Below are 21943 nucleotides of genomic sequence, written 5' to 3' on the forward strand. Positions count from 1 at the left end.
GTCATGCCTGCGCCACCGAATGCAGCGGCACGCGGCGCGGGGCGGCCTGCGCCGCATAGCGCGCGTTGGTCGCGTCGATGTTCTCGAGCAGCGTGTCGAGCTCCTGCAAGTACTGATGGTTGTCGTGATCCCACGGGTGGAAGCCCGGGCGGAAGTAGTCGAGCCATTCGCGCGCGATGCTCGGGAACACGCCGTTCTTCGGGCTGTACAGATACTTCACGAGGCGCCACATGCCGCCGAACTTGCCGTGTTCGCGACGATGGGCGAGCATCAGCCGCACGTGGAAGTCGAACACGATGGCCCAGAAGAACACGGTCGTCGTCAGCATCGTGCCGGTGCGCAGCAGATAGCTGCCGAGGCCCGGCTTCATCACGGTGCGCCACACGTCGTAGGACACCGCCTTGTGCTCGGTTTCCTCCATCGCGTGCCACATCCACATCTGCTGGTAGCCTTCGACGGAGCCGTCGATCCGGTGCTCGTGGCCCGACAGCAACTGGTTCGCGAGGATCGCCGTGTAGTGCTCGAGCGCGATCGTGATCGCCAGCTGCATCGAGTGCGGCAGCACCTTCTTGAACCAGCCGAGGATCGTCCACAGGCGCTTGTCGAGCTTGTGCGCGGGCAGGCCGGACGCTTGCAGCAGGTCGTTGTACTCGATGTGTTCGCGCGTGTGCATCGCTTCCTGGCCGATGAAGCCGAGCACCTGCTTCTTCAGCTCGGGGTCCTCGATCCGGTCGCGGTAGTGGCGCACCGAATCCATGAAGAAGCGTTCGCCGGCCGGGAACAGCAGCGACAGTGCGTTCATGAAGTGCGTGACCGGCACGCCCTGCACATGCCAGTCCTTCGCGCGTTCGGGCGGCAGCGCGAAACGGATGTCGCGCCGCACGGGCATCATGTTCGGTATCGTCATGATTGTTCTCCCTGGTTGCCTGCATTGTTGTAGGTGGCGTGCACCGGCGCCGGCGTGCCGCGTGCGGCATGGCGGCGGGCCTTCGCGGCCTCGCGGCGCGTCGCGAGCACGACGAGCGCCTGGTAAGCGGCCGGCAGGATGCGCGCCATCCAGTCGGCGCCCTTCGCGTCGCGGCCGATCAGCACGCGGCGCTTGTTCTTGCGCACGCCGGCGAGGATCGTGCGCGCGGCGTCGTCGGCGGTCGTGATGAAGAACTTCTCGAAGCTGTCCTTGCCTTGCTGTTCGCTCTCGACGATGAAGCCGACCATGTTCTTCGCGACGCGGCTCGATTGCGCGATGTTCGTGCGGATGCCGCCCGGATGCACGCAGGTGGCCGACACGCCGCACTTCATCATGTCGAGTTCCTGGCGCAGCGATTCGGTGAAGCCGCGCACCGCGAACTTGGTCGCGTTGTAGCCGCTCATGCCAGGTTGCGCGAAGATCCCGAAGATGCTCGACGTGTTGATCACGTGGCCGTCGCCCGATGCCTTCAGGTGCGGCAGGAACGCCTTCGTGCCGTGCACGACGCCCCAGAAGTTGATGTTCACGATCCACTCGAGATCGCCGTATTCCATGCCCTCGATCGTGCTCGACAGCGCGACGCCCGCATTGTTGAAGATCAGGTTGACCTTGCCGTGCTCCTTCGCGGTGTCGTCGGCCCACGCGAACATCGCGTCGCGATCGCCGACGTCGAGCACGCGCGTCGACACGCGCACGTTCGGCGCGATCGCGCGGACGATCCGTTCGGTTTCGGCGAGGCCGACGCCGTTCTTGTCGGCGAGCGACACGTGGCAGCCGGCCTGCGCGAGCTGGATCGCGAGCGCGCGGCCCATGCCCGAGCCGGCGCCCGTGATCGCGGCGACCTTGTTGGCGAAATCTTTCATGTCGGTGGCTCCTTGTCTGGCTCAGGCCGCTTCGGCGGACGTGGAAGCGGAAGCGGCGGGCGCGGCGACGGGCCGCGCGGTCGTGTCGTGCTGCGGCGCGCGATACGCGTGGTAATCGGCGATCGAGAAGTGCGCGGTTGCCTGCCTGAAGCGCCACGTGAAGCCCGGCCACAGTGTCGTGTTCTTGCCGGTGCGCGGGTCGAGGTACCAGCTCTTGCAGCCGCCCGTCGACCAGATCGCCTTTTTCAGCTTGCCCTGCAGGTCGTTGTTGAACTGCGCCTCGACGAGCGGGCGCACCTCGATCGCATCGGCGCGTTCGCGGTGCATCGCCTGCAGCGCGCCGAGGATGTACTCGATCTGCGACTCGATCATGAACACCATCGAGTTGTGACCGAGGCCCGTATTCGGGCCGACGATCATGAAGAAGTTCGGATAGCCCGGCAGCGTCGTGCCGAGATACGCATGCGCGCCGTCGCGCCACGCGTCGACGATGTCGAGGCCGCCGCGGCCGATGATCGCCCCGCGCGGATACGGGTCGGCCACCTGGAAGCCGGTACCGTAGATCAGGCAGTCGACTTCATGACGCTTGCCGTCGGTCGTCACGACCGCGTCGGCTTCGATGCGATCGATGCCGGTCGTGATCACGTCGACGTTCTTGCGAGACAGCGCCGGGTAGTAGTCGTTCGAGATCAGCACGCGCTTGCAGCCGAGCGTGTAGTTCGGCGTGACCGTCTTGCGCAGCTCCGGATCGGGGATCTGCTTGCGGATGTGGCGCAGCGCCAGCTTCTGCACGTTCTTCATCAGCGACGGATGGATCGCGAAGCCGAGCACGCGCGATTCGAGCATCCAGTAGATGCCGCTGCGCACGACCTTCTGCGTGAACGGCAGTGTGCGGAACAGCCATTTCTCGAAGCCGGTCAGGTTGCGGTCGGGCTTCGGCATGATCCACGGCGGCGTGCGCTGGAACAGCGCGAGTGTCTTCACGCGCGGCGCGATCTGCGGCACGAACTGGATCGCGCTCGCACCGGTGCCGATCACCGCGACGCGTTTGCCTTCGAGCGCGTAATCGTGATCCCACTGCTGCGAATGGAAGGCGCGGCCCTGGAAGGTTTCGACGCCGGGTATCGCCGGCAGCGCGGCGCGCGACAGCCCGCCCATGCCCGACACCAGCACGCGCGCGGACAGCCGCTTGCCGTTCGCGAACGTGAGGCGCCAGCGTTGCGCGGCTTCGTCGTATTCGGCGCGCTGCAGTTCGTGATTCATCCGCAGGTGCGGGCCGACGCCGAAGCGCTGCACGCAGTCTTCCAGATACGCGCGGATCTCCGGCTGCGGCGCGAACATGCGCGTCCAGCGCGGGTTCGGCGCGAACGAGAACGAATAGACGTGCGATTGCACGTCGCATGCACACCCGGGGTAATGATTGTCGCGCCATGTGCCGCCGACCGACGCAGCTTTCTCGAGGACGACGAAGTCGGTCACGCCCGTTTGTTTCAGGCGGATCGCCATCCCGAGGCCGGCGAAGCCGGTGCCGATGATGGCGATGTCGATGGTTTCGTCCAGGCCGTCATGGCCGGCTGGACCGAAAGGCAACGTGCGAGCATTCATCCGGGTGTCTCCGATTTGGCTCATTTTTTAATGTTACATTGGTTGATGTAACGATAGTGCGTGAACCTCGAAACCGCAAGGGGCTAGAAGCGGCGCTCTAAGCGCCGAAAACCAGGCGGGAAAAGGCTGAGCGGGGTTTGGAACGGGTCGCTTTCCGCGATGCGGGATGAGCGGAAAAGGCCGTCGACAGGGCGAGACACGGAAGAAGCGGGGCCGCCGACGTGCGGCGACCTGTTTGAAACGGTATCAGGGACGGATCGACCGGTTGGCCGTCTCATGGAAAACCCCGGCCACGATCGTGACCTGCGCGAGCGCATAGAGGCCCCAGATGAAATAGTCGATACCCGGAAAACCGCCGAGGAACCGGCCGACGCCGATCAGCGTGTCGGAGCCGACGAAGACCAGGCTGCCGAGCGCGACCAGCGGGCCATGCGTGCGGGCGGCGAGCGCGAAGCTCGCCATCGCGCACAGCACGAGCATGTAGACGGCGACCGGCGCCTGCAACTCGCCGAGATGCGGGAAGAACGCCACGTAAAACGCCGGCGCGGCGATCCACAGCCCGACGAGCGCAACGATGCGCCAGCCGTGCGGCCGCGCGCGCCACCGGAAGAAGATCGCGCAATAACACAGATGCGTGAGCAGGAACGCGCCGAGGCCGAGGACGAACGACAGCGGCCAGTCGGGCAGCGCGAGCAGCACGTCGCCGAGCACGGCGCTCGCGAGCGCCGCGCACAGCCACGTGCGTTCGCGCGCCGCGCCGCAGGTGCTGCCCGCCGCGAGCAGCAGGATGCCCATCGCGGCTTTTGCGGCGGCCTGGCCCGGATAGGGCGCGGCGGCGAGCGACAGCCCGTACAGTAGCGCCGCGGCGATGGCGAGCGGCCGGAGCCGGCGGTAGGCGGCGGGAAGCGTGGCGATCAAGGCGGGTGTCTCCGGTTCGTTGTCATCCGCAGCGGACGGCGCGCGGTCGATGGCGCGGCTGCCGGCCATTATCCGGAAGAACGGGGGCGCGAAAACCGGCGAATCCTTCTAGGAAACGACGGCGACGCGCCGCGACGCCGCCACCGGATTTTTCCGCGCGTTGCCCCGGCTGAACCGGGGCAACGGCTGCGAATCGGCTTGCTATGATCGCCGCGGTATTGCCGTTGTCGCTGTCGATGTCCCGCCTCGCCTCGCGACCGGATGCGCGAGCCGGTGCAGGCCCGACGTATCCACGCCGAGCCCGGCCCGAGCGCTCGCTCGAAGCGGGGCGCCCCGGCCACCACGAACCCGAACCCGACCATGACCGAACTTCTTCACGGCGACGGCGCGATCCGTCGCACGACGCCGTACGGCTCCTCGATCGAAAACACCTATGCGGGCGTGCTGTCGTTCATGCGCCGCAATTACTCGCGCACGCTCGACGGTATCGACGTCGCGATCTCCGGCGTGCCGCTCGATCTCGCGACGACCTATCGTTCCGGTGCGCGGCTCGGGCCGGCCGCGATTCGTGCGGCGAGCGTGCAGCTCGCGGAGCTCCATCCGTATCCGTGGGGCTTCGATCCGTTCGACGACCTCGCGGCCGTCGACTACGGCGACTGCTGGTTCGACGCGCACAACCCGCTGTCGATCAAGCCCGCGATCGTCGAGCATGCGCGCACGATCCTGCGCTCGGGCGCGAAGATGCTGACGCTCGGCGGCGACCACTACATCACGTATCCGCTGCTGGTCGCGCACGCGGAGCGCTACGGCAAGCCGCTGTCGCTTATCCATTTCGACGCGCACTGCGATACGTGGGCCGACGACGATCCGGACAGCCTCAATCACGGGACGATGTTCTACAAGGCGGTGAAGGAAGGGCTCATCGATCCCGCGACGTCGGTGCAGGTCGGGATCCGCACGTGGAACGACGACTTTCTCGGGATCGAGCGGCTCGATGCCGCGTGGGTGCATGACCATGGTGCGCGGGCGGCTGTGGAGCGGATCGTCGAGATCGTCGGCGAGCGGCCTGCGTATCTGACGTTCGATATCGATTGTCTCGATCCCGCCTTCGCGCCGGGAACGGGGACGCCGGTCGCGGGCGGCTTGTCGTCGGCGCAGGCGCTGGCGATCGTGCGGGGGCTCGGGGCGGTGAATCTGGTCGGGGCGGATGTGGTGGAGGTGGCGCCTGCGTACGATCACGCGGACATCACGGCGATCGCGGCCGCGCACGTGGCTTGCGATCTGCTGTGCCTGTGGCGGCAGAAGAAGGTGGCGGGGCGGTGAAGCCGGTGAACGGACGTGTCGTGCAGAAGGCCGGTGGGCAGTTGCCCGCCGGTTTTCTCGATGGCCGTCTGCGCTGATGTCGCCAGTACGTCGTCAACGTTCGCGCGGAGAGGGCGCAGCTTGACGACGACGTGGGACGGGCGATCGGGAAGTTCGAACCGACCGCGCCGACGGCTCATATGCCGGGCGGGCGCGGGTACTGGGGCGCTGCCGTCAACCGCGCGTATCGACCCAGTTGCGTGCCCAGCGTGCCGAATGCGCCAGCGCCTGCGCTTCGCTCGCGAAGTAATCGAGCGAATAGAACTGGTAGCGGCCTTCGCCGTGTGTGCCGTCGGTACGTTCGAGCAGCAGGTTGGATGAAAAATACCCGTCGGGCAGCCGATGCGCCGAGGGTTGGACGGCATAGCCGTTGTACTGTTGAATTCGTTGGTTGTCCATTTTAATTTTAATGATGGTCGAGTGCGCGCGTGCCGTGCGCGTTATACGCACGGGTACGCCGATTCAACGCCATTGCGAGCTGAATCTGACGCAGTCGGAAAGCGAAAATAAGGCGTTGCGGCCGGAGGGGGGATGAAGTGCAACGAGACGTGTGGCGCCGGGCGAGCTGCTAACCGAACAGATGCAGATCGAGCCGATCGCGCCAACTTTGGGAGACGAAGCTCCGTGGGGATGTCGCTGCGACCCGGCGTCCGTCGTGGGAGGCCGGGCCCTTCAAACTTTACAGCGGCTTGATGTTGGCCGCTTGCAGACCCTTCGGGCCTTGCTTCGTTTCGAAGCTCACTTTTTGATTCTCGGCCAGCGTCTTGAAGCCGTCGGCACGGATTTCGGAGAAGTGAGCGAACAGGTCGTCACCGCCCTTGTCCGGCGTGATGAAGCCAAAGCCTTTGCTGTCGTTGAACCACTTGACGATACCGGTATCCATGAAGATTCCTTGAGAAAAAATATACGGGGATTTGCTCTGTGAAAGAGCGCTTGAAGCGTCAAGGAGGGAGAGGGCAACGAATACCGCTGAGGGGAGAGCGAGCAATTGATGAACAGCAATCGGACTTCTTGGACTTCGACGCATACACTAACCGCCGGGCGGGTTCACGTCAACCGATAACTTGTAACTGTTTCGCGGCGCGGCCGGTTGCCGTGGGCGACGCGATGCGGCGCCGTCCGGCGGGAATGACGGTCGAACGGTGCTGCCGGCCATGCGCCGGTCTCGGCGAACGGCGCTTCTCATCGGCAACGGCCGTCGGTCCTTCCGCGAACCGGATGCGCGCGCGTCGTTAGCGGCGAACCGATGCAAGACGGCGCGCCCTATGCGTTGTCGCCGTCGCCTTGCGTATCGGTCGTACCCGACTGCCGCGCCGCTTCGTCGCTGAGCTTCTTGTCGAGGATCGTCGCGACCCGCCCGCCGAGATACGCGCTGGCGGCCGTTTCGAGCGCGCGGTTCGTCTCGGCCTCGACGAACACGGCCGCGAGCGGGCGCAGGCGCCAGATCGCGTCGACCAGTTCCGGCACGTCGGTGGCCGGCGGCAGCGTGTCGGCGTCGTAACGGTCGAGCCGTTTCACGACGAGATCGACGAGCAGCCGCGCGATCGCGTCGAAATGCGGGCGCGCGAGGCTGATCACGTCGAGCAGCTCGCGCGGCGGAATCCCTTCCTTCGTCATCGCGGCCGCCGCCTCGAGCAGCGCGGGGCTTTTCGCGACGAACGACAGGCCGCGCCGTTCGAGCAGCCCGAGCTCGGTCACGCGCGACAGTTGCGTGGTCGCCTGCGGGCCGAACATCTGCGCGAGCGCGGCGAGCGAATAGGTTTTCGGCAACTCGTGCGACCAGCGGCCGCCGATCGCGTTTTCGAGGCCGAGGATCGAGCGCAGGTCGTGGCCTTCGTCGATCGCCTTGATCAGGTCCTGGATGTTCGACAGCGTATAGCCGCGCGCGAGCAGATGGTTGATCAGCTTCAGGCGCGCGACGTGCGTGTCGTCGTAGATGCCGACGCGTCCGCGTTTCTCCGGCGGCGCGAGCAGCCCGCGATCCTGATAGGCGCGGACGTTGCGCACGGTGGTATCGGACACGCGCGCGAGTTCGTCGACCGTGTACTCGTTGCGGGAATCCGGCGTGGCCTCGTCGGGCGTGGAATGAGTCTGTTTTGACATGCGGCCATTCTAGCGCGCCGCGCCAGGCTCGGGCGAGGCGGGGCGCGTGTTCGCGCCGTCGCCGAGCGGGCGCTGCAGCAGCGCCGTGTCGATCCAGCGGCCGTGCTTGAAACCGACCGCTTTCAGCAGGCCGGCCGGCTCGAAGCCGAACGCGCGATGCAGCGACGTCGAGCCGCCGGTGCCGCCGTCGGCGATAACCGCGATCATCTGCCGCCACGGGCCGCGTTCGCAGTGCTCGATCAGCGCCGCGAGCAATGCGCGGCCGATGCCGCGCCCGCGCTGCGCATCGTCGATGTAGATCGAATCCTCGATCGCGAAGCGATACGCGCTGCGCGTGCGGTACGGCGTCGCGTAGGCGTAGCCGGCCACGCGGCCGTCGCATTCGGCGACGAGATACGGCAACCCGTGGCGCAGCACCGCGTCGCGGCGTGCGCGCAGTTCGGCGACGTCGGGCGGCGTTTCCTCGAACGACGCGACGCTGTGATGCACGTGGTGCGCGTAGATCGCGTGAATCGCATCGAGGTCGGCGTCGGTGGCGTCGCGAACGACGCAGGCGGGAGCGGCAGGCATGGCGGCAGGGCGAGCGAAGTCAAAACGCCACTATGCCGGCTGCTGGCGCGGCTGGTAAAGCCGTTTGCGGTTTCGGCGGCTTACAGCCGGCCGTCCGCCGCGTGGACCGCATCGGCGATCGCGTCGGCCACGCGCTGCACGCGCGGCGAGCGGCGCACGTCCGGATGAACGACGAGCCAGATCTCGCGCTCGATGTCGCAGCGCGGCGCGGCCGTCAGCTCGACGAGCGGCGCGCCGGCGTGCGCGGCCGGATCGTCGACGAGAAACCGCGGCAGCAGCGCGACGCCGGCCCCGGCTGCGCACGCGCGATGCTGCGCGGCCAGGTCGTTGGCGATGAACGCAAAACGACGCCCGGCCGCGAAGCGTTCGAGCCATTGCTGCTGCGGCGTTTGCGCGAGCGCATCGTCGTAGCCGACGAACGGCCAGCTATCGGGCGGCGCGTCCGCCCATTCCCGGGTCGCGCACAGCGCGAAGCGCATCGTGCCGAGCCGGCGCGCGGCGAGCCCCGGTTCGCTCGGCCGCGACAGCCGCACCGCGAGATCGGCTTCGCGTGCGTACAGGTTCGCCGCATGCATCTCGCCCATCAGGTCGATCCGCAACGCCGGCCATGCGCACTGCGCGCGGGCCAGGCGCGGCGCGAGGAAATGGCTGGCGAATACCGGCGACGCCGATACGCGCACCACGCCGTCGAGCGCGGCCGCGCCCTGCGCCGCGCGCGCGAACGCATGCGCGTCGGCTTCGAGGCGCGCGGCGTGCTCGGCGACGTGCAGCCCCTCGTCGGTCGGCGGCCAGCCGCGCGGCAGCCGGTCGAACAGCCGGATCCCGAGCGCCGACTCCAGCGCATCGATCCGCCGCGCGACCGTCGAATGCTGGACCTGCAGCGCCCGGGCGGCGGCCGACAGGCTGCCGCCGCGCATCACCGCCAGGAAGTAGCGAATGTCGTCCCAGCTCATCGGCGGCATGGGTGCGGCGTTAGCCTCTCGATCGGTCGAATTTTGCACAGTAGATGGGCGTTGAACGTGAGTTCCGTTCGATTATGCACGATGAGATGATCGTGTCACATCATTCGATAGCGAGGAACGCCATGACCCAAACCGCCCATGCCATCCGGATCGGGATCGACCGTTACGGCGACGCCGGCGTGCTGCGCCGCGTCGATGCGCCCGTCGCGCCGCCCGGGCCCGGAGAAGTGCGGATTCGCCAGACCGCGATCGGCGTGAATTTCGTCGACATCTATTTCAGGACGGGCGCGCACGCGTTGCCGGCGCTGCCGGCGGCGCTCGGCGTCGAGGCGGCCGGCGTGATCGACGCGGTTGGGGCGGGCGTGACGGATCTCGCGCCCGGGCAGCGCGTCGCATATGCGGGCCTGCCGACCGGCAGCTATGCGAGCCTGCGCACGATGCCGGCCGAGCGCGTGCTGCCGATTCCCGACGGGCTGAGCGACGAAGCCGCCGCCGCGGGGCTGCTGAAGGGCATCACCGTCTACATGCTGCTGCATCGCGTCCGGCAGGTCGGCGCCGGCGACACGGTGCTCGTGCATGCGGCGGCCGGCGGCGTCGGGCTGCTCGCGACGCAGTGGGCGCGTGCGCTCGGCGCGCGGGTGATCGGCACGGTCGGATCGGCCGCGAAGGCCGCGCTCGTGCGCGCGCACGGCGCGGAAGCGGTGGTCGATTATCGCGAGGAGGATTTCGTCGCGGCCGCGCGTACGTTCGGCGGCGGCGCGGGCGTCGACTACGCGATCGACGGCATCGGCGGCGACGTGCTGACCCGTACGCTCGGGGCGATTCGTCCGTTCGGCATGGTCGCGAGCATCGGGCAGGTCGCCGCGATCGGTGCGCGACAGACGTTCGAGCTCGACGAATTGGGCCCGGCCCGTTCGATCGCGCTCGCGCGGCCGAGCGTGCTCGGTTTCATCGCGCGCGACGCCGGCGCGTATCGGGACGCCGCGCGGGCGACGCTCGACCGGCTGGCGGGCGGCATGCACGTCGAGATCGGCGCGCGGCTGCCGCTCGAACAGGCGGCCGACGCGCACCGGTTGCTGGAGTCGCGCGCGACGACGGGCGGGGTCGTGCTGCTGGCGTGACGACGGGGGCGGCGGCTCGCGCGGCGGCCCGGCGGTCGCATCGCGAGCCGCTGGTGCTCAGGGGTGCTTGCGCAGCGGCGCATCTTCGACGAACCATGCGAGCACGAACGCGATCGCGATCACCGCCGCGGCCGACAGATAGACGACGTGCAGCGAACCGGCGAACGCGTGCAGGTACGCGTCGCGCACGGCATCCGGCAACTGGTGCACGGCGGCCGGGCCGAGCGCGGGCGGCAGTTCGGTACCGGCCGGCAGCGCGTGCATCATCCGCGACTGCAGCCCGTGCGAAAACAGCGCGCCGAATGCGGCGACACCGAGCGAGCCGCCGATCGAGCGGAACAGCGTCGCGCCCGACGTCGCCACTCCCATGTGCCGGAATTCGACCGTGTTCTGCACGGCGAGCGTCAGCACGGGCATCACCATCCCGAGCCCGATCCCGAGCAGCGCCATGTACGCGTACATCGTGTGCAGCGGCGTATCGAGCGTCAGCGTCGACAGCAACGCCATCGCGACGCCGCCCATCAGCGTCCCCCCGATCGGGAACAGCCGGTACGAGCCGAACCGCGAGATCAGCCGCCCGCTGACGATCGACGTCACGAGCATCCCGCCCATCATCGGCAGCAGCTGCATGCCGGCTTGCGACGGCGTCGAGCCCTTCACGACCTGCAGGTAGAGCGGAATGAAGGTGACCGAGCCGAACAGCGCGATGCCGACCACGAAGCCGATCAGGCTGACCAGCACGAAGGTGCGATGGCGGAACAGGTCGAGCGGCATGATCGGCTCGGCCGCGATGCGCTCCTCGTAAATGAAGCCGCCGATCGCGACTAGACCGAGCACGAGCGTCATCCACAGCTGGGGCGACGTCCATGGCAGCAGCGAGCCGCCTTCGCTCGTGAACAGGATCACGCAGGTGAGGGCGGTCGCGAGGAACGCGGCACCCATGTAGTCGATCCGATGCTTCACGTGCGCGGTGTGCGGCCGGAACGCCATGCCGATCACCGCGAGCGCGAGCACACCGAGCGGCAGGTTGATCGTGAAGATCCAGCGCCATGAAAGATGCTCGACCAGGAAGCCGCCGAGCAGCGGGCCGACGATCGTCGCGAGGCCGTAGACGCCGCCGAACATCCCCTGGTAGCGCGCCCGGCGATCGGGCGGGACCAGATCGCCGATCGCGGCCATCGTGACGACCATCAGGCCGCCGCCGCCGAGGCCCTGCAGCGCGCGCAGCACGATCAGTTGCGTCATGTCCTGCGCGATGCCGCACAGTGCGGAGCCGGCGAGGAACAGCACGATCGCGACCTGCAGCACGATCTTGCGGCCGTACAGGTCGCCGAGCTTGCCGTACAGCGGCAGCACCACGGTCGACGACAGCAGGTACGCGGTGACGACCCACGACAACTGGTCGAGCCCGCCGAGTTCGCCGACGATCGTCGGCAGCGCGGTCGACACGATCGTCTGGTCGAGCGCGGACAGCAGCATCACGAGCAGCAGCGCGGCGACGATCAGCCCGGTCGGCGTGTCGCGGCGGGCCGCGTCGGCGGACGGGGAAGTAGGGAGCGTATGGGTCGTCATCGAAATATCTGCCATGGCAGGAAATTGAGTCGAAATATAGCCATTGATGATTGACTAGTCAATTTCTGCCCAGACTCAATATGTTGCAGTCGTAACGGGACATTGCCGCCCGAAAAATTGATCGCGGTCAGCCGCGAAGCAGGGACGGACTCAAGTTTTTTGCAGGCAAACCGTAATACAGCGTGCCGCGGACCGATTGCCGCGGCACTTTTCATCGCTCACGTGCCGTCATGAACCTGAACGCCCTGTTTTCCCGTTTCTCGATCCGTACGCGGATTTTCTCCACGCTCGGCCTCGTCGCCGCGCTGCTCGTCGTGTCGGGGCTGATCGGCCTCGCGGGCATGCAGAGCTCGAACCGCGCCCTCGACGAGGCCTATACGCGGCAACTCGCGGCGAAGACCGCGCTGTCCGCGGCGAGCCTGAACCTGACGATCGTGCGGACGACGCTCGACCGTGCGCTGCTGCATCCGGAAGCGCCGGAGGTGCCCGATCTCGTGAAGAAGGCCGAGGGCTATCTCGCGAAGGCGGACACGGCGTGGCGCACCTACGCGGCGATGCCGCACGGCGACGACGAGGGCCCGCTCGCGAGCCGCCTCGATGCCGCGCGCCAGGCGCTGATCGGACAGGCGTTGAAGCCGATGATCGACGCGATTCGCGAAGGGCGGCGCGACGAAGCCGACCGGTTGCTGATGACGGTCGCGCCGCCGCTGTCGGTCGCGCTCACGCAGGCGACCGACGCGCTCGATGCGTACCAGGCCGCGCGCGGCAAGGACGTGTACGACACCGCGCAGACCTATTACGGCTGGATGCGCATGGGCGCGATCGCGGGCATCGCATTTGGCCTGGCCGCGTGCCTCGGTTGCGCGATCGGCCTGCATTTCGCGATCACGCAGCCGGTGAATCGCCTGCTGTCGCATTTCCGTCGGCTGTCGGACGGCGACCTCACGTCGGAAGTGCACTGGTCGTCGCGCGACGAGATGGCCGAACTGGTCAAGGGCGTGACCGGCATGCAGCGCAGCCTCGCGGATACGGTGCGCCAGGTGAGCCAGGGTTCCGAAGCGATTTCGACGGCGACGCACCAGATCGCGGCCGGCAACACCGATCTGTCGCAGCGCACCGAGGAGCAGGCGTCGGCGCTGCAGCAGACGGCCGCGAGCATGGAGCAATTGACGGCGACCGTGAAGCAGAACGCCGACCACGCGCTCGAGGCGCAGGCCTGCGCGGACAGCGCGAGCGAGATCGCGACGCGCGGCGCGACGGTCGTCGGCGAGGTGATCGGCACGATGAACGAGATCGACCGGAGTTCGCAGAAGGTCGCCGACATCATCGGCACGATCGAAGGCATCGCGTTCCAGACCAACATCCTCGCGCTGAATGCGGCGGTCGAAGCCGCGCGCGCGGGCGAGCAGGGCCGTGGCTTCGCGGTGGTCGCGGGCGAGGTGCGCACGCTGGCGCAACGCTCGGCGTCCGCGGCGAAGGAAATCCGCACGCTGATCGGCGAATCGGTCGAGCGTGTCGCGACCGGCTCGCGGCTCGTCGGTACGGCCGGCGCGACGATGCAGGACATCCAGCAGGCGATCGGGCGCGTGACGGGCATCATGACGGAGATCGCGGCCGCATCGAGCGAGCAGCGCGACGGGATCGAGCAGGTGAACCGCGCGGTGTCGCAGATGGATCAGGTGTCGCAGCAGAACGCGGCGCTGGTCGAGCAGGCGGCCGCGGCTGCCGCGTCGCTCGAGGAGCAGGCGGATGGGCTGCGCCGCGCGGTGGGGGCGTTTCGGGTGGCTTGAAGCGAAATGACGGCGGCGCGGCGGCGGGCAGGCGCACCGCCCGCCGCGTCAACCGGCCGCGAGTTGCGCGGCCGCGCGCGACGATGCGACGATCAGCAGCTTCATCGTCGCGCGCGTCGCGCCGACGAACAGCTTGCGCGCGGCGCGCGCGTCGAGCGTGTCGAAGTCGACTTCGGCCAGGATCACGCACGGCGCCGATTGGCCCTTGAAGCGGTAGATCGAATCGAGCAGCACGTCGCCGTCGCGATACTCGGGGTTGCCGAACAGGTCGTACTTGCCGGTGAAGCGCTTGATCCGGTGCGGGCCGAGCTGGTCGAGGGATGCCAGCACCGAGCCTTCGCGGCCGCGGTACGACAGCACCGCGATGTCCTGCTTGCGAAAGCCGAGCGACAGCGCGTGCGTGATCGCACGCTTGGTCGCGTCGATGCAGGCTTGCGCCAGCGCGTCGCCCGACGCGCCGTCTTCCCCGTATGCCGACACCGACGGATCGGAGCCGTCGAACGGGCTGCCCGAGCGCAATTCGGCCGCGAGCGGTTCGGCCCGGCCGACGATGTCGCGCACGAATTCCAGCAGGTCGCGCGGGCTGCGGTAATTGGTAAGCGCCTTCAGCGTGACCCAGCCGGGCAGCGCGACGGGTTCGCGCATGTACAGGTTCTGCAGCGGATCTTCCAGCCACCACCATGCGCCGTCCGGCGCGAGCAGGCGCTCCAGCGCGGCCGCCCACGGCGCGTGGAAATCCTGCCCTTCGTCGACGACCAGCACGTCGAAGCGCCAGCGTTCGGGAATCGGCGTTTGCGCGAAGCGCGCCTCGAGCCGTTCGAATTCGCCGGGCGCCTGGAAGTCGGGCGTATAGCCGCCGTCGCGCGCGACCCAGTCGCACAGCTGGTGGTAATTCGCGATCTTCGCGCCGGGCGGCGCGATGCGCGCGATGTAGTCGGCGAGCGGCCGGTTGAAGCATACGTAGAGCACGCGCTGGCCGGCCGCGACCGCATCGCGCATCACCTGCACCGCGAGCTGTGTCTTGCCCGAACCCGCGGTGCCGGTGACGCGCAGCCGGAACGGCGTGAACGCGAGCTGGCGCGCCCATGCGGCGAGCCCGCCGGACAGCCGGGTGACGAGCGTGCCGGCCTGTCCGACGAGCGCGCTCGTGTCGGGCGTGAGCGCGAGCTCGTCCGCGAGGAAATGGTGGAGCTTCGGGGCGTTCGGAAAGGGCGCGTCGTCCTCGGGCAGGACTTGCAGGATCACGTGCGCGAGCTGCGCCTTGCGCGACGCGTCGACGATGCGCTCGGGCGCGACGCCGGCGATCGACGCGTCGCGGATCGAATAGTCGGGGCAGTACAGCAGCGCCTCGACGCCGTAGACGCCCGCGCCGAGCGCGGCCGTCAGGCGCCGGTGCAGCGTCTCCTGCGTGCGCGCGAGCTGGATCGGGACATTGCGTTCCTTCTGCAGGTAGACCTTCACGAGCCCTTTCGGGGTTTCGCGCAGGAAGCCGGCCTTCTGCTCGATCAGCAGCATGCGGCCGGCCGGACTCACGACGACGAACGCGGCTTCGCCGAACACCGAGAACGCCTGGTCGGCGCGCGTCCAGTGGACGCCGTGATACACGGTGTAGGCGTCGGGCAGCGCGTGTTCGAGCGCGGCGAGCGTTTCGCGCTCGCGTTCGGCCGCGCCGGTCGCGGCGAGGCTTTTCCAGTCGTCGGGGATGAGGCGGGCCATGGAGTCGGGCGGCGGATGCCGGCGTGCGCGTGAACGGGTGCGGCTATTGTACTGAGGAACCGGTTCATGCCCGCGGCGCATGCGTTGGCCATTCGACGGGCGGCCGGCCCGGCGGACGTCAGCCGCGCGCGAGACGCTTCGCGAGATCGGCGCTGAGGATCGCCATGCGTGCGGGTTTTTCGTAGCACACCACGTCGAACGCGCGGATCACTTCGCTGATGTCGGCTTCGCTCGCGCGGCCGGTGAGCAGGTCGCCCGTCAGCACGAAAATCGGCGCGCCCGGATTGTCGGACGTGCGCACGGCCTTGATCGCGGTCGCGGCCGTCCCGTCGTCGAACAGCCATTCGGTCAGGACCGCGTCGAAGGCCTGGCCTTGCAGCGCGTCGACGAATGCTGCGAGCCCGTCGAACGCGGCCGTCGCGAAACCCTGCCGTTCGAGATAGCGGCAGAGCTCGGTCGCGCTGACGCGATCGGGATCGATCACCGCGACGACGAGCTTGTCGCTCTCCGCACGGCGCGGGTAGATCTCGATCTTGTGCACGTCGTACGCGTTCTGGTACAGCACGCCGGTATGGCGCAGCACGCGCCAGCGGCCGTTCTGTTCGTACGCGACGAACTCGGGGCGCGCACCGGCTTCGAGCGGCGCGCCGATCCAGGCGGTGCACGGAATCTCGGCGACGCCCGCATAGAGGACGGCTTCCTGGGAATAGGCGCCGACCATGCCGGGGTCGAGCGTTTGCGCGCCGAACAACTGCGCGGCCGGTTCGCCGTACGCTTCGGCGACTTTCTTGATCTGCGCGAGCGTCCAGGGGCTGCTGCCGCGCAGTTTGCGGTGGCCTTGCGAGAAACTCAGATCGAGGATGCGGCACAGCTCGGTGGTCTGCTGGCGCTTGCCGATGCCGTTGCGGGTCATCAGCTCGCGCACGCGCTCGGCAACCGCGAGGGAATCCGTGGTGATTGCTTCAGTGGTCATGCTACGGGAACGGATCGTGACGTTCAGAACGACGCCTTGCGGCAGTCTCGGCGGACAGTCTTCATGACGTCCAATGGCGAGCCGACCGGCCACGCACGGAAAAGATAACTTTACCGCAAAATGGTCGTCATTCAGTGTGGTGAAAGGTGCGTTTGTGTGAAAGGTGTGTCATGACGTTACGCCCGGCTTGACGCGGCGCATGACGGTGATGGCGCGTTCGACATCTTCCGGTCCGTATTCCGGTCGGCCCGAATGCGATTCCACACGAGACGGCAGGTAATCGCCGCACGATGCACCAACGCAGGGCGCGGACGCGCCGGACCGACGTTTCCGCCCCGTTTTTTCAGGGTATCGCACGGCGGATCGTCGAAGTCCCTGGAAGGCGATCCATCGACGGTTTCCTCTAGTGAGACCGACGCGGATACTTTTCAGGTCGGCGCAGCTGCTGCTACGATTCCGCCGTTTCAAAAACGTGTTGAACCGATGCAGAAGAAATTCTTGATGCGCGGATACGAAATGAACTGCGAGCCGCGCGTGACGGAGGCCGGCAAATACGCCGCGCAGGTCGAGGTCACGAAGGTGGGTTTCAGCCGTGAGGCTGCATTCCGCAAGCTGGGCGAATTCGACACCGAAGCCGAAGCGGTCGCGTACGCTAGACAATTCTCCGAAGAATGGCTGAGCCGCTATGCGTAGCGCAGCGCATGCCCGTGCAATGCGGGCATCGGTCGACCGGCGGTGCTGCGCCCGAACGACGAGGAATTCGTGTCTGAATGTTGCGAATGCGTGCGGAAATTTGTAGATTGACGACTCCTGTTGTGAGGTATCGATCGTCCGAAGCCAACGCAATCGGAGACTGCGAATGTCCACTTTGTGCATGCAGACCGTCGTTCACGGCAAAACCGTCCAGATCGTGCTGTCGCCCGAGCAGCGTACGGCCAGGATCGACATTGTCGACGACGAAGCCGGCAGCTATCCGCCCCGCACGATGAGCATCGAGCGGTACATCAACGCGGGCATGGCCGACGACGAAATCGCGCGACATGTTGTGGAAGTCGTCACGATGTCGATCGAGCAGCTGGCGAGACTGCAGCCGTTCGACCGCACCGCAGGCACGCAAACGCGCTATTCGCACTGAGGACGCCAGCGTGGCGGCGGCTCCCCCGGGCAGGCCGCGAAGTCCTGACTGAATGAATGGCCGCGTGGTTGTCGGGCGCTCGACATGTCGCCGTCGACGCCGTCGAACCGACACGCATCGATTGCGCGTTCGCGCTACATCGTGCATAGACGTGAACGGCGTGCCGTCGTCTCGTCCGGCGGACAACAGCCGCCGGAGCCGGTCAGGCACGAACGGCTGCGGCATCGATCGGGTATTGTCCGCCATTAAATTCGCAATCCTGATCGATAAGGAATCCGGCTGAGCGGGCAACGATCGCATCGGGCGTCGAGCCTTGTCGACGCAACGGTTCGCGTTGCGCTTGGCGAGCCCGCATCTACGGATCGAATTTCCGCGACGGCGCAGGGTGTCGAGGCACCGGCATCGGCCGACAATTCCACCGCTGCCGGTATCGACGCGCAAGCGAGCGCAACCGTCGCGGTGCGACATGCGGCTGCGGCGCCGTGGCGTCGGCAGGCCGCGCCACCGCACCGGCGTCGATGCGATGATGGACCCCGAAGGGAGCCGAATGACGGTTTTCGAAATTTATCGCTTCATGTGACGTCGCCGCCACGATAAGCTTTGCCGGGCATGCATCGACCCGACAGAAAACAATGACCACCACCTATCCGCTGCACGACGCATTGAGCCACGCCGATACGGCGTTTCCGACCGAAGCCGACGTCGTCGTCGCCGGCGCCGGCATCATGGGCTGCGCGGCTGCTTACTACCTCGGCCTGCGCGGCCTGAAAGCCGTCGTGCTCGACAAGTCGCGCATCGCCGGCCAGCAATCGACGCGCGCGTGGGGCTTCGTGCGACAGCAGGGACGCGAATCGGCCGAAGTGCCGCTGATGATGGCCGGCATGCGGATATGGGAAGGCCTGGAGCAGGCGCTCGGCTTCGATCTCGAATGGCGGCAGGGCGGCTGCCTCTACATGGCGGACAACGAAGACGACTGGGCCTCGTTCCAGGCGTGGCTCGCCGTCGCGCGCGAGCACGGGCTCGACACGCGCACGCTGACGCGCGCCCAGATCGACGAGCGCGTGCAAGGGCTGTCGACGCACGCGCGTACCCTCGGCGGCCTGTATACGGCAACCGACGGGCAGGCCGAGCCGCGTCGCGTGGCCGCCGCATTCGCGGCGCGCGCGACCGAGGCCGGCGCGCGTTTCTTCGAAGGCTGCGGTGTGAGCGCGATCGAGACGGCCGGCGGCGCGGTCGTCGGCGTCGCGACCGAGCGCGGCACGATTCGCACGCGTCGCGTGATCTGCGCGGCCGGCGCGACCAGTTTCCGGCTGCTCGACGGCGTCGGCATCCGGCTGCCGCAGCAGGCCGTGCGCGGCACCTGCATGCGCACCAACGTGGTCCCGCCGGTGTCCGCGGCGACGGTGTGGGGCCATGGTCTCGGCATCCGGCAGCGCAAGAACGGCGCGATCAATCTCGCCGACGACATGCAGGTCGACGTCGACCTGACGCTCGGCCATCTGCGCGGCTTGAGTCTCTTCTGGCCGGAATTCTGGTCGCAACGCGACAAATTCCGGCTGCATCTGGGTGCGTCCGCATGGCGCGACGTGCTCGCACGCATCGACGGCTCGACCGGGCCGATCGAGCCGCGCGATCCGCAGCCCCAGCCGAATCGCGCCCATGCGCCGCGCGCGCTCGCGAAGCTCAAGGCGATCTTTCCCGCGCTGAAGGATGCGCAGGTCGTCGAGGCATGGGCCGGCCTGATCGACGTGCTGCCCGACGGCATTCCGGTGATCGATGCGCCGGGCACGCCGGCGGGGCTCGCGATTGCGACCGGGTTCTGCGGGCACGGTTTCGCGATGGGGCCGATCGTCGGCCGGCTGCTCGCCGAATGGATCGACACGGGCGCGCCGTCGCTCGACCTGTCGGCGTTTCGCGCGCGGCGTTTCGTCGACGGGACGATGGTGCGGCCGCGCAGCATGCTGTGACCGGCCGCGTGCACGCGTTCCCGTCGTAGAATCGAGCCCGCATCCTTCAGGAGATTTCCCGTTGGCAACGCCATCCGATCAGCGCCGCTCGTTGCGCCTGCGTTTGCGTCGCGCCCGCAATCCGTGGCAGGCGCCGCGCGCACGCACGCTGTTCACGCGCCCCGCGACGTCGCCGCGCCGCACGCTGCTGTTCCGCCTCGGCGCGGTCGTGCTGTTGTGCACGCTTGCGTTTCTCGTGCTGTATCTCGATCGCGACGGCCTGCGCGATTCGACCAAGAGCACGCCGATGACCGTGGCCGATCTCGTGTACTTCACGATGGTCACGGTCGCGACGGTCGGCTACGGCGATATCGTGCCCGTCACGGCGCGGGCGCGCCTGCTCGATGCCTTCTTCATCGTGCCGATCCGCATCGGCATCTGGTTCATTTTCCTGGGCACGGCGTATCAGTTCGTGATCCAGCGCGTCGTCGAGGAATTCCGCATGAAACGCCTGCAGAAGCAACTGTCCGATCACATCGTCGTGTGCGGTTATGGTCTGTCGGGGTCGATCGCGGTGCGCGAGTTGCTGGAGAGCGGCGTCGATCCGGCCACGATCATCGTGATCGATTCGCAACAGCAGGCCCTCGAGGCGGCGACGTCGCTCGGCGTGACGGGATTGCTCGGCGATCCGGCGCACGAGGATCTGCTGCAGCAGGCGCAGGTGCGCGCGGCGAAGGCCGTGATCATTTCGGTGACCGACGATCCGACCGCGATCCTGCTGACGCTGTCGGTGCGCAGCATCGCGCCCGATACGAAGATCGTCGTGCGGATCCAGGAGAACCTGTACCAGCGGCAACTGCGGCAGGCCGGCGCGGACGTGATCGTGTCGTCGACGAAGATCGGCGCGCTGTTGCTGGCGGACGCGGTCCATAGCCGCTACATCGTGCCGTTCGTGAACGACATGCTGTCGACGCGCGGTCGCGCGACGCTGCTGGAGCGCGAGGCGTTGCCGCATGAGATCGGCTGCATGACGAACGTCGTGCCGGGCGCGATCGTGGTCGGGCTCGATCGCGGCGGGAAGATCCATTCGTTTTACGAGGATCCGCCGTGCAGGATCGAGGCGGGCGATACGCTGGTGGTGATTCAGTCGGCGCGGATTCCGGATCCGGAAATGTGAGGGCGTTTGGCTCTGGTTATGTGCCCATGAGGGCACGGGCGTGCAGCGTTCTCTTTTCTTCGATGACCGTTGCAGGCCGCTGACCGAAGCCTCGCGTCGCAGGCAGAATCACGAGTCGGGCCAGAACCCCCTACCGGAACGCCCGCATCTGCCCCGTCATCATCTGCAGCATCTTGTTGGCGGCAACCGAAAGCTTGCGGCCCACGCGCGTGACCATGTGCGCCTCGGCGTTCTCGAGAATCGGATGCGCGATCTCGATCGCGAACAGCTCCTTGGCCTGCAGTTCGGCGGTCACCGCGAAGGCTGGCATCACCGAGATGCCGAGCCCCGATTTCACGAACTCCTTCAGGATCGCGAACGAATTGGTGGTGATGATCGGCGCGAGCCGCACGCGCTCGGCGTATTCCACGGCCTCCATCATCTGTCGTGTGCCGTACGACGGGTGAGTGGCCGCCAGCGGGTAGGTGGCGAGCTGCTGCACCGTCAGCACCTTGTGGCTGCGGCGCGGGAAATCGGGGCCGACGATCGCCATCATCGGCTGCCGCTTCGACGCGCGCGACACCAGCTTGGGCTCGGCGGGCGGGTTGTACACCAGGCCGATCTCGCCCTCGTCGTTCGAGATCTTGCGGATCACGTCGTTGGTGCTGCCCACGTCGAGGTTGACGCGGATCCCGGGGAACTGCCGGCAGAACTGCTGCATTGGCCCGGCCAGTAGATCCGAGACAAAGCCCTCGCCGAGCACCAGGCTGACCTGGCCGGTCTTGAGCCCGCGCAGCTCCTGCAGACGCGAGATCAGGTCGTCGCGGTGCGCGAGCTGCTCGCGGAAATACTCGATCACGCAGCGTCCCGCCTCGGTGGGCGTCACGCCGCGCGCGTGGCGCTCCATCAGCGTGGCGTCGAGCTCCTTCTCCAGCAGCCCGATCTGGCGGCTCACGGCCGAGGGCGCCACGTCGAGCCAGTCGGCCGCGGCGCGGATCGTGCCGCAACGCACGGCCTCGTAGAAATAGACGATCCGACTGTCGGTGAGGGTATCGCTCATGGATCCTGGCGTTCTAAAAAAGAGAACAATCTCAATATTGGCGTTGATTGATTATACGGATCGCCGGACCGAACATCGTAGCCATGCAGGGTAGGCGCAAGCTGGCGCGCCGGCCTCGAACCAA

Annotated in this window: 20 protein-coding genes; 7 read left to right on the plus strand and 13 right to left on the minus strand. The window is 67.4% G+C overall.

Annotated features, from left to right (window positions below; all coding sequences use genetic code 11):
* Window position 1: 1 nt before the first annotated feature.
* From WT53_RS19200 to WT53_RS19215, 4 genes are all read right to left on the minus strand, one after another.
* Window positions 2-907, minus strand: coding sequence for a metal-dependent hydrolase (locus WT53_RS19200; RefSeq protein ID WP_060261097.1), 906 nt, complete (start codon window positions 905-907; stop codon window positions 2-4).
* A complete protein-coding gene (locus tag WT53_RS19205) occupies window positions 904-1830 on the minus strand; it encodes an SDR family oxidoreductase (protein WP_034204609.1) in 927 nt (308 codons plus the stop codon). Before WT53_RS19205 ends, WT53_RS19200 begins: the two co-directional genes overlap by 4 nt.
* 21 nt (window positions 1831-1851) lie before the next feature.
* Entirely contained in the window at window positions 1852-3435 is a 1584-nt protein-coding gene (locus WT53_RS19210) for an NAD(P)/FAD-dependent oxidoreductase (RefSeq protein WP_034204610.1), read from the minus strand.
* 246 nt (window positions 3436-3681) lie between these two features.
* Window positions 3682-4353, minus strand: a complete 672-nt coding sequence (locus WT53_RS19215) for a lysoplasmalogenase (RefSeq protein WP_034206159.1) — start codon at window positions 4351-4353, stop codon at window positions 3682-3684.
* Between the two features lie 360 nt (window positions 4354-4713).
* Between WT53_RS19215 and speB the strand changes: the two genes are divergently transcribed.
* Window positions 4714-5676, plus strand: a complete 963-nt coding sequence (gene speB, locus WT53_RS19220; protein WP_034204611.1) for an agmatinase — start codon at window positions 4714-4716, stop codon at window positions 5674-5676.
* Window positions 5677-5889: 213 nt separating this feature from the next.
* On the opposite strand, the gene WT53_RS19225 is transcribed toward speB, so the two are convergent.
* From WT53_RS19225 to WT53_RS19245, 5 genes are all read right to left on the minus strand, one after another.
* Window positions 5890-6114, minus strand: a complete 225-nt coding sequence (locus tag WT53_RS19225; RefSeq protein WP_034204612.1) for a hypothetical protein — start codon at window positions 6112-6114, stop codon at window positions 5890-5892.
* 280 nt (window positions 6115-6394) lie between these two features.
* Window positions 6395-6598, minus strand: a complete 204-nt coding sequence (locus tag WT53_RS19230; RefSeq protein WP_011549079.1) for a cold-shock protein — start codon at window positions 6596-6598, stop codon at window positions 6395-6397.
* 380 nt (window positions 6599-6978) lie between these two features.
* Window positions 6979-7818 (minus strand): MerR family transcriptional regulator, encoded by an 840-nt coding sequence (locus WT53_RS19235; RefSeq protein WP_034204613.1) that lies wholly within the window; start codon window positions 7816-7818, stop codon window positions 6979-6981.
* A 9-nt stretch (window positions 7819-7827) separates the two neighbouring features.
* Window positions 7828-8388 carry a GNAT family N-acetyltransferase gene (locus WT53_RS19240; RefSeq protein WP_034204614.1) on the minus strand — a complete coding sequence of 187 codons (561 nt, stop codon included), beginning with the start codon at window positions 8386-8388 and terminating at the stop codon, window positions 7828-7830.
* 80 nt (window positions 8389-8468) lie between these two features.
* A complete protein-coding gene (locus WT53_RS19245) occupies window positions 8469-9341 on the minus strand; it encodes a LysR family transcriptional regulator (RefSeq protein ID WP_052100196.1) in 873 nt (290 codons plus the stop codon).
* A gap of 131 nt (window positions 9342-9472) precedes the next feature.
* Here WT53_RS19245 and WT53_RS19250 point away from each other — a divergent pair, with 131 nt between their 5' ends.
* A complete protein-coding gene (locus WT53_RS19250; protein WP_034204616.1) occupies window positions 9473-10471 on the plus strand; it encodes a quinone oxidoreductase in 999 nt (332 codons plus the stop codon).
* Window positions 10472-10528: 57 nt separating this feature from the next.
* Here WT53_RS19250 and WT53_RS19255 read toward each other — a convergent pair whose 3' ends face one another.
* Entirely contained in the window at window positions 10529-12043 is a 1515-nt protein-coding gene (locus WT53_RS19255) for an MDR family MFS transporter (RefSeq protein ID WP_034204617.1), read from the minus strand.
* A gap of 230 nt (window positions 12044-12273) precedes the next feature.
* Here WT53_RS19255 and WT53_RS19260 point away from each other — a divergent pair, with 230 nt between their 5' ends.
* Window positions 12274-13833, plus strand: coding sequence for a methyl-accepting chemotaxis protein (locus WT53_RS19260; protein WP_034204618.1), 1560 nt, complete (start codon window positions 12274-12276; stop codon window positions 13831-13833).
* Window positions 13834-13881: 48 nt separating this feature from the next.
* Here WT53_RS19260 and WT53_RS19265 read toward each other — a convergent pair whose 3' ends face one another.
* Together WT53_RS19265 and WT53_RS19270 are read right to left on the minus strand one after the other, a co-directional pair.
* Window positions 13882-15549: an ATP-dependent helicase gene (locus WT53_RS19265; RefSeq protein ID WP_034204619.1), complete on the minus strand. Its 1668-nt coding sequence runs from the start codon at window positions 15547-15549 to the stop codon at window positions 13882-13884.
* 118 nt (window positions 15550-15667) lie between these two features.
* Window positions 15668-16522 (minus strand): helix-turn-helix domain-containing protein, encoded by an 855-nt coding sequence (locus WT53_RS19270; RefSeq protein ID WP_027780902.1) that lies wholly within the window; start codon window positions 16520-16522, stop codon window positions 15668-15670.
* Between the two features lie 483 nt (window positions 16523-17005).
* Between WT53_RS19270 and WT53_RS19275 the strand changes: the two genes are divergently transcribed.
* The 4 genes from WT53_RS19275 to WT53_RS19290 all read left to right on the plus strand — a co-directional run bounded on the left by WT53_RS19275 (window position 17006) and on the right by WT53_RS19290 (window position 20780).
* Complete coding sequence (locus WT53_RS19275) at window positions 17006-17215, plus strand: hypothetical protein (RefSeq protein WP_034204620.1); 210 nt, start codon at window positions 17006-17008, stop codon at window positions 17213-17215.
* A gap of 166 nt (window positions 17216-17381) precedes the next feature.
* Window positions 17382-17657, plus strand: a complete 276-nt coding sequence (locus tag WT53_RS19280) for a hypothetical protein (protein ID WP_034204621.1) — start codon at window positions 17382-17384, stop codon at window positions 17655-17657.
* 632 nt (window positions 17658-18289) lie between these two features.
* Entirely contained in the window at window positions 18290-19624 is a 1335-nt protein-coding gene (locus tag WT53_RS19285) for an FAD-binding oxidoreductase (RefSeq protein WP_034204622.1), read from the plus strand.
* A 61-nt stretch (window positions 19625-19685) separates the two neighbouring features.
* Window positions 19686-20780 (plus strand): TrkA family potassium uptake protein, encoded by a 1095-nt coding sequence (locus WT53_RS19290; protein WP_034204623.1) that lies wholly within the window; start codon window positions 19686-19688, stop codon window positions 20778-20780.
* Window positions 20781-20910: 130 nt separating this feature from the next.
* Here WT53_RS19290 and WT53_RS19295 read toward each other — a convergent pair whose 3' ends face one another.
* Window positions 20911-21819 (minus strand): LysR family transcriptional regulator, encoded by a 909-nt coding sequence (locus WT53_RS19295; RefSeq protein ID WP_034204624.1) that lies wholly within the window; start codon window positions 21817-21819, stop codon window positions 20911-20913.
* Window positions 21820-21943 lie beyond the last annotated feature (124 nt).

The organism is Burkholderia sp. MSMB2157WGS, from assembly GCF_001532755.1.
GTDB lineage: Bacteria > Pseudomonadota > Gammaproteobacteria > Burkholderiales > Burkholderiaceae > Burkholderia.

Bases quoted from the DNA above. Each gene is read 5' to 3' on its own strand.
- WT53_RS19255 (WP_034204617.1), bottom strand. From the start codon at position 12,043: ATGACGACCCATACGCTCCCTACTTCCCCGTCCGCCGACGCGGCCCGC.
- WT53_RS19205 (WP_034204609.1), bottom strand. From the start codon at position 1,830: ATGAAAGATTTCGCCAACAAGGTCGCCGCGATCACGGGCGCCGGCTCG.
- WT53_RS19225 (WP_034204612.1), bottom strand. From the start codon at position 6,114: ATGGACAACCAACGAATTCAACAGTACAACGGCTATGCCGTCCAACCC.
- WT53_RS19240 (WP_034204614.1), bottom strand. From the start codon at position 8,388: ATGCCTGCCGCTCCCGCCTGCGTCGTTCGCGACGCCACCGACGCCGAC.
- WT53_RS19235 (WP_034204613.1), bottom strand. From the start codon at position 7,818: ATGTCAAAACAGACTCATTCCACGCCCGACGAGGCCACGCCGGATTCC.
- WT53_RS19250 (WP_034204616.1), top strand. From the start codon at position 9,473: ATGACCCAAACCGCCCATGCCATCCGGATCGGGATCGACCGTTACGGC.
- WT53_RS19230 (WP_011549079.1), bottom strand. From the start codon at position 6,598: ATGGATACCGGTATCGTCAAGTGGTTCAACGACAGCAAAGGCTTTGGC.
- speB (WP_034204611.1), top strand. From the start codon at position 4,714: ATGACCGAACTTCTTCACGGCGACGGCGCGATCCGTCGCACGACGCCG.
- WT53_RS19275 (WP_034204620.1), top strand. From the start codon at position 17,006: ATGCAGAAGAAATTCTTGATGCGCGGATACGAAATGAACTGCGAGCCG.
- WT53_RS19265 (WP_034204619.1), bottom strand. From the start codon at position 15,549: ATGGCCCGCCTCATCCCCGACGACTGGAAAAGCCTCGCCGCGACCGGC.
- WT53_RS19295 (WP_034204624.1), bottom strand. From the start codon at position 21,819: ATGAGCGATACCCTCACCGACAGTCGGATCGTCTATTTCTACGAGGCC.
- WT53_RS19260 (WP_034204618.1), top strand. From the start codon at position 12,274: ATGAACCTGAACGCCCTGTTTTCCCGTTTCTCGATCCGTACGCGGATT.
- WT53_RS19285 (WP_034204622.1), top strand. From the start codon at position 18,290: ATGACCACCACCTATCCGCTGCACGACGCATTGAGCCACGCCGATACG.
- WT53_RS19210 (WP_034204610.1), bottom strand. From the start codon at position 3,435: ATGAATGCTCGCACGTTGCCTTTCGGTCCAGCCGGCCATGACGGCCTG.
- WT53_RS19200 (WP_060261097.1), bottom strand. From the start codon at position 907: ATGACGATACCGAACATGATGCCCGTGCGGCGCGACATCCGTTTCGCG.
- WT53_RS19270 (WP_027780902.1), bottom strand. From the start codon at position 16,522: ATGACCACTGAAGCAATCACCACGGATTCCCTCGCGGTTGCCGAGCGC.
- WT53_RS19245 (WP_052100196.1), bottom strand. From the start codon at position 9,341: ATGAGCTGGGACGACATTCGCTACTTCCTGGCGGTGATGCGCGGCGGC.
- WT53_RS19280 (WP_034204621.1), top strand. From the start codon at position 17,382: ATGTCCACTTTGTGCATGCAGACCGTCGTTCACGGCAAAACCGTCCAG.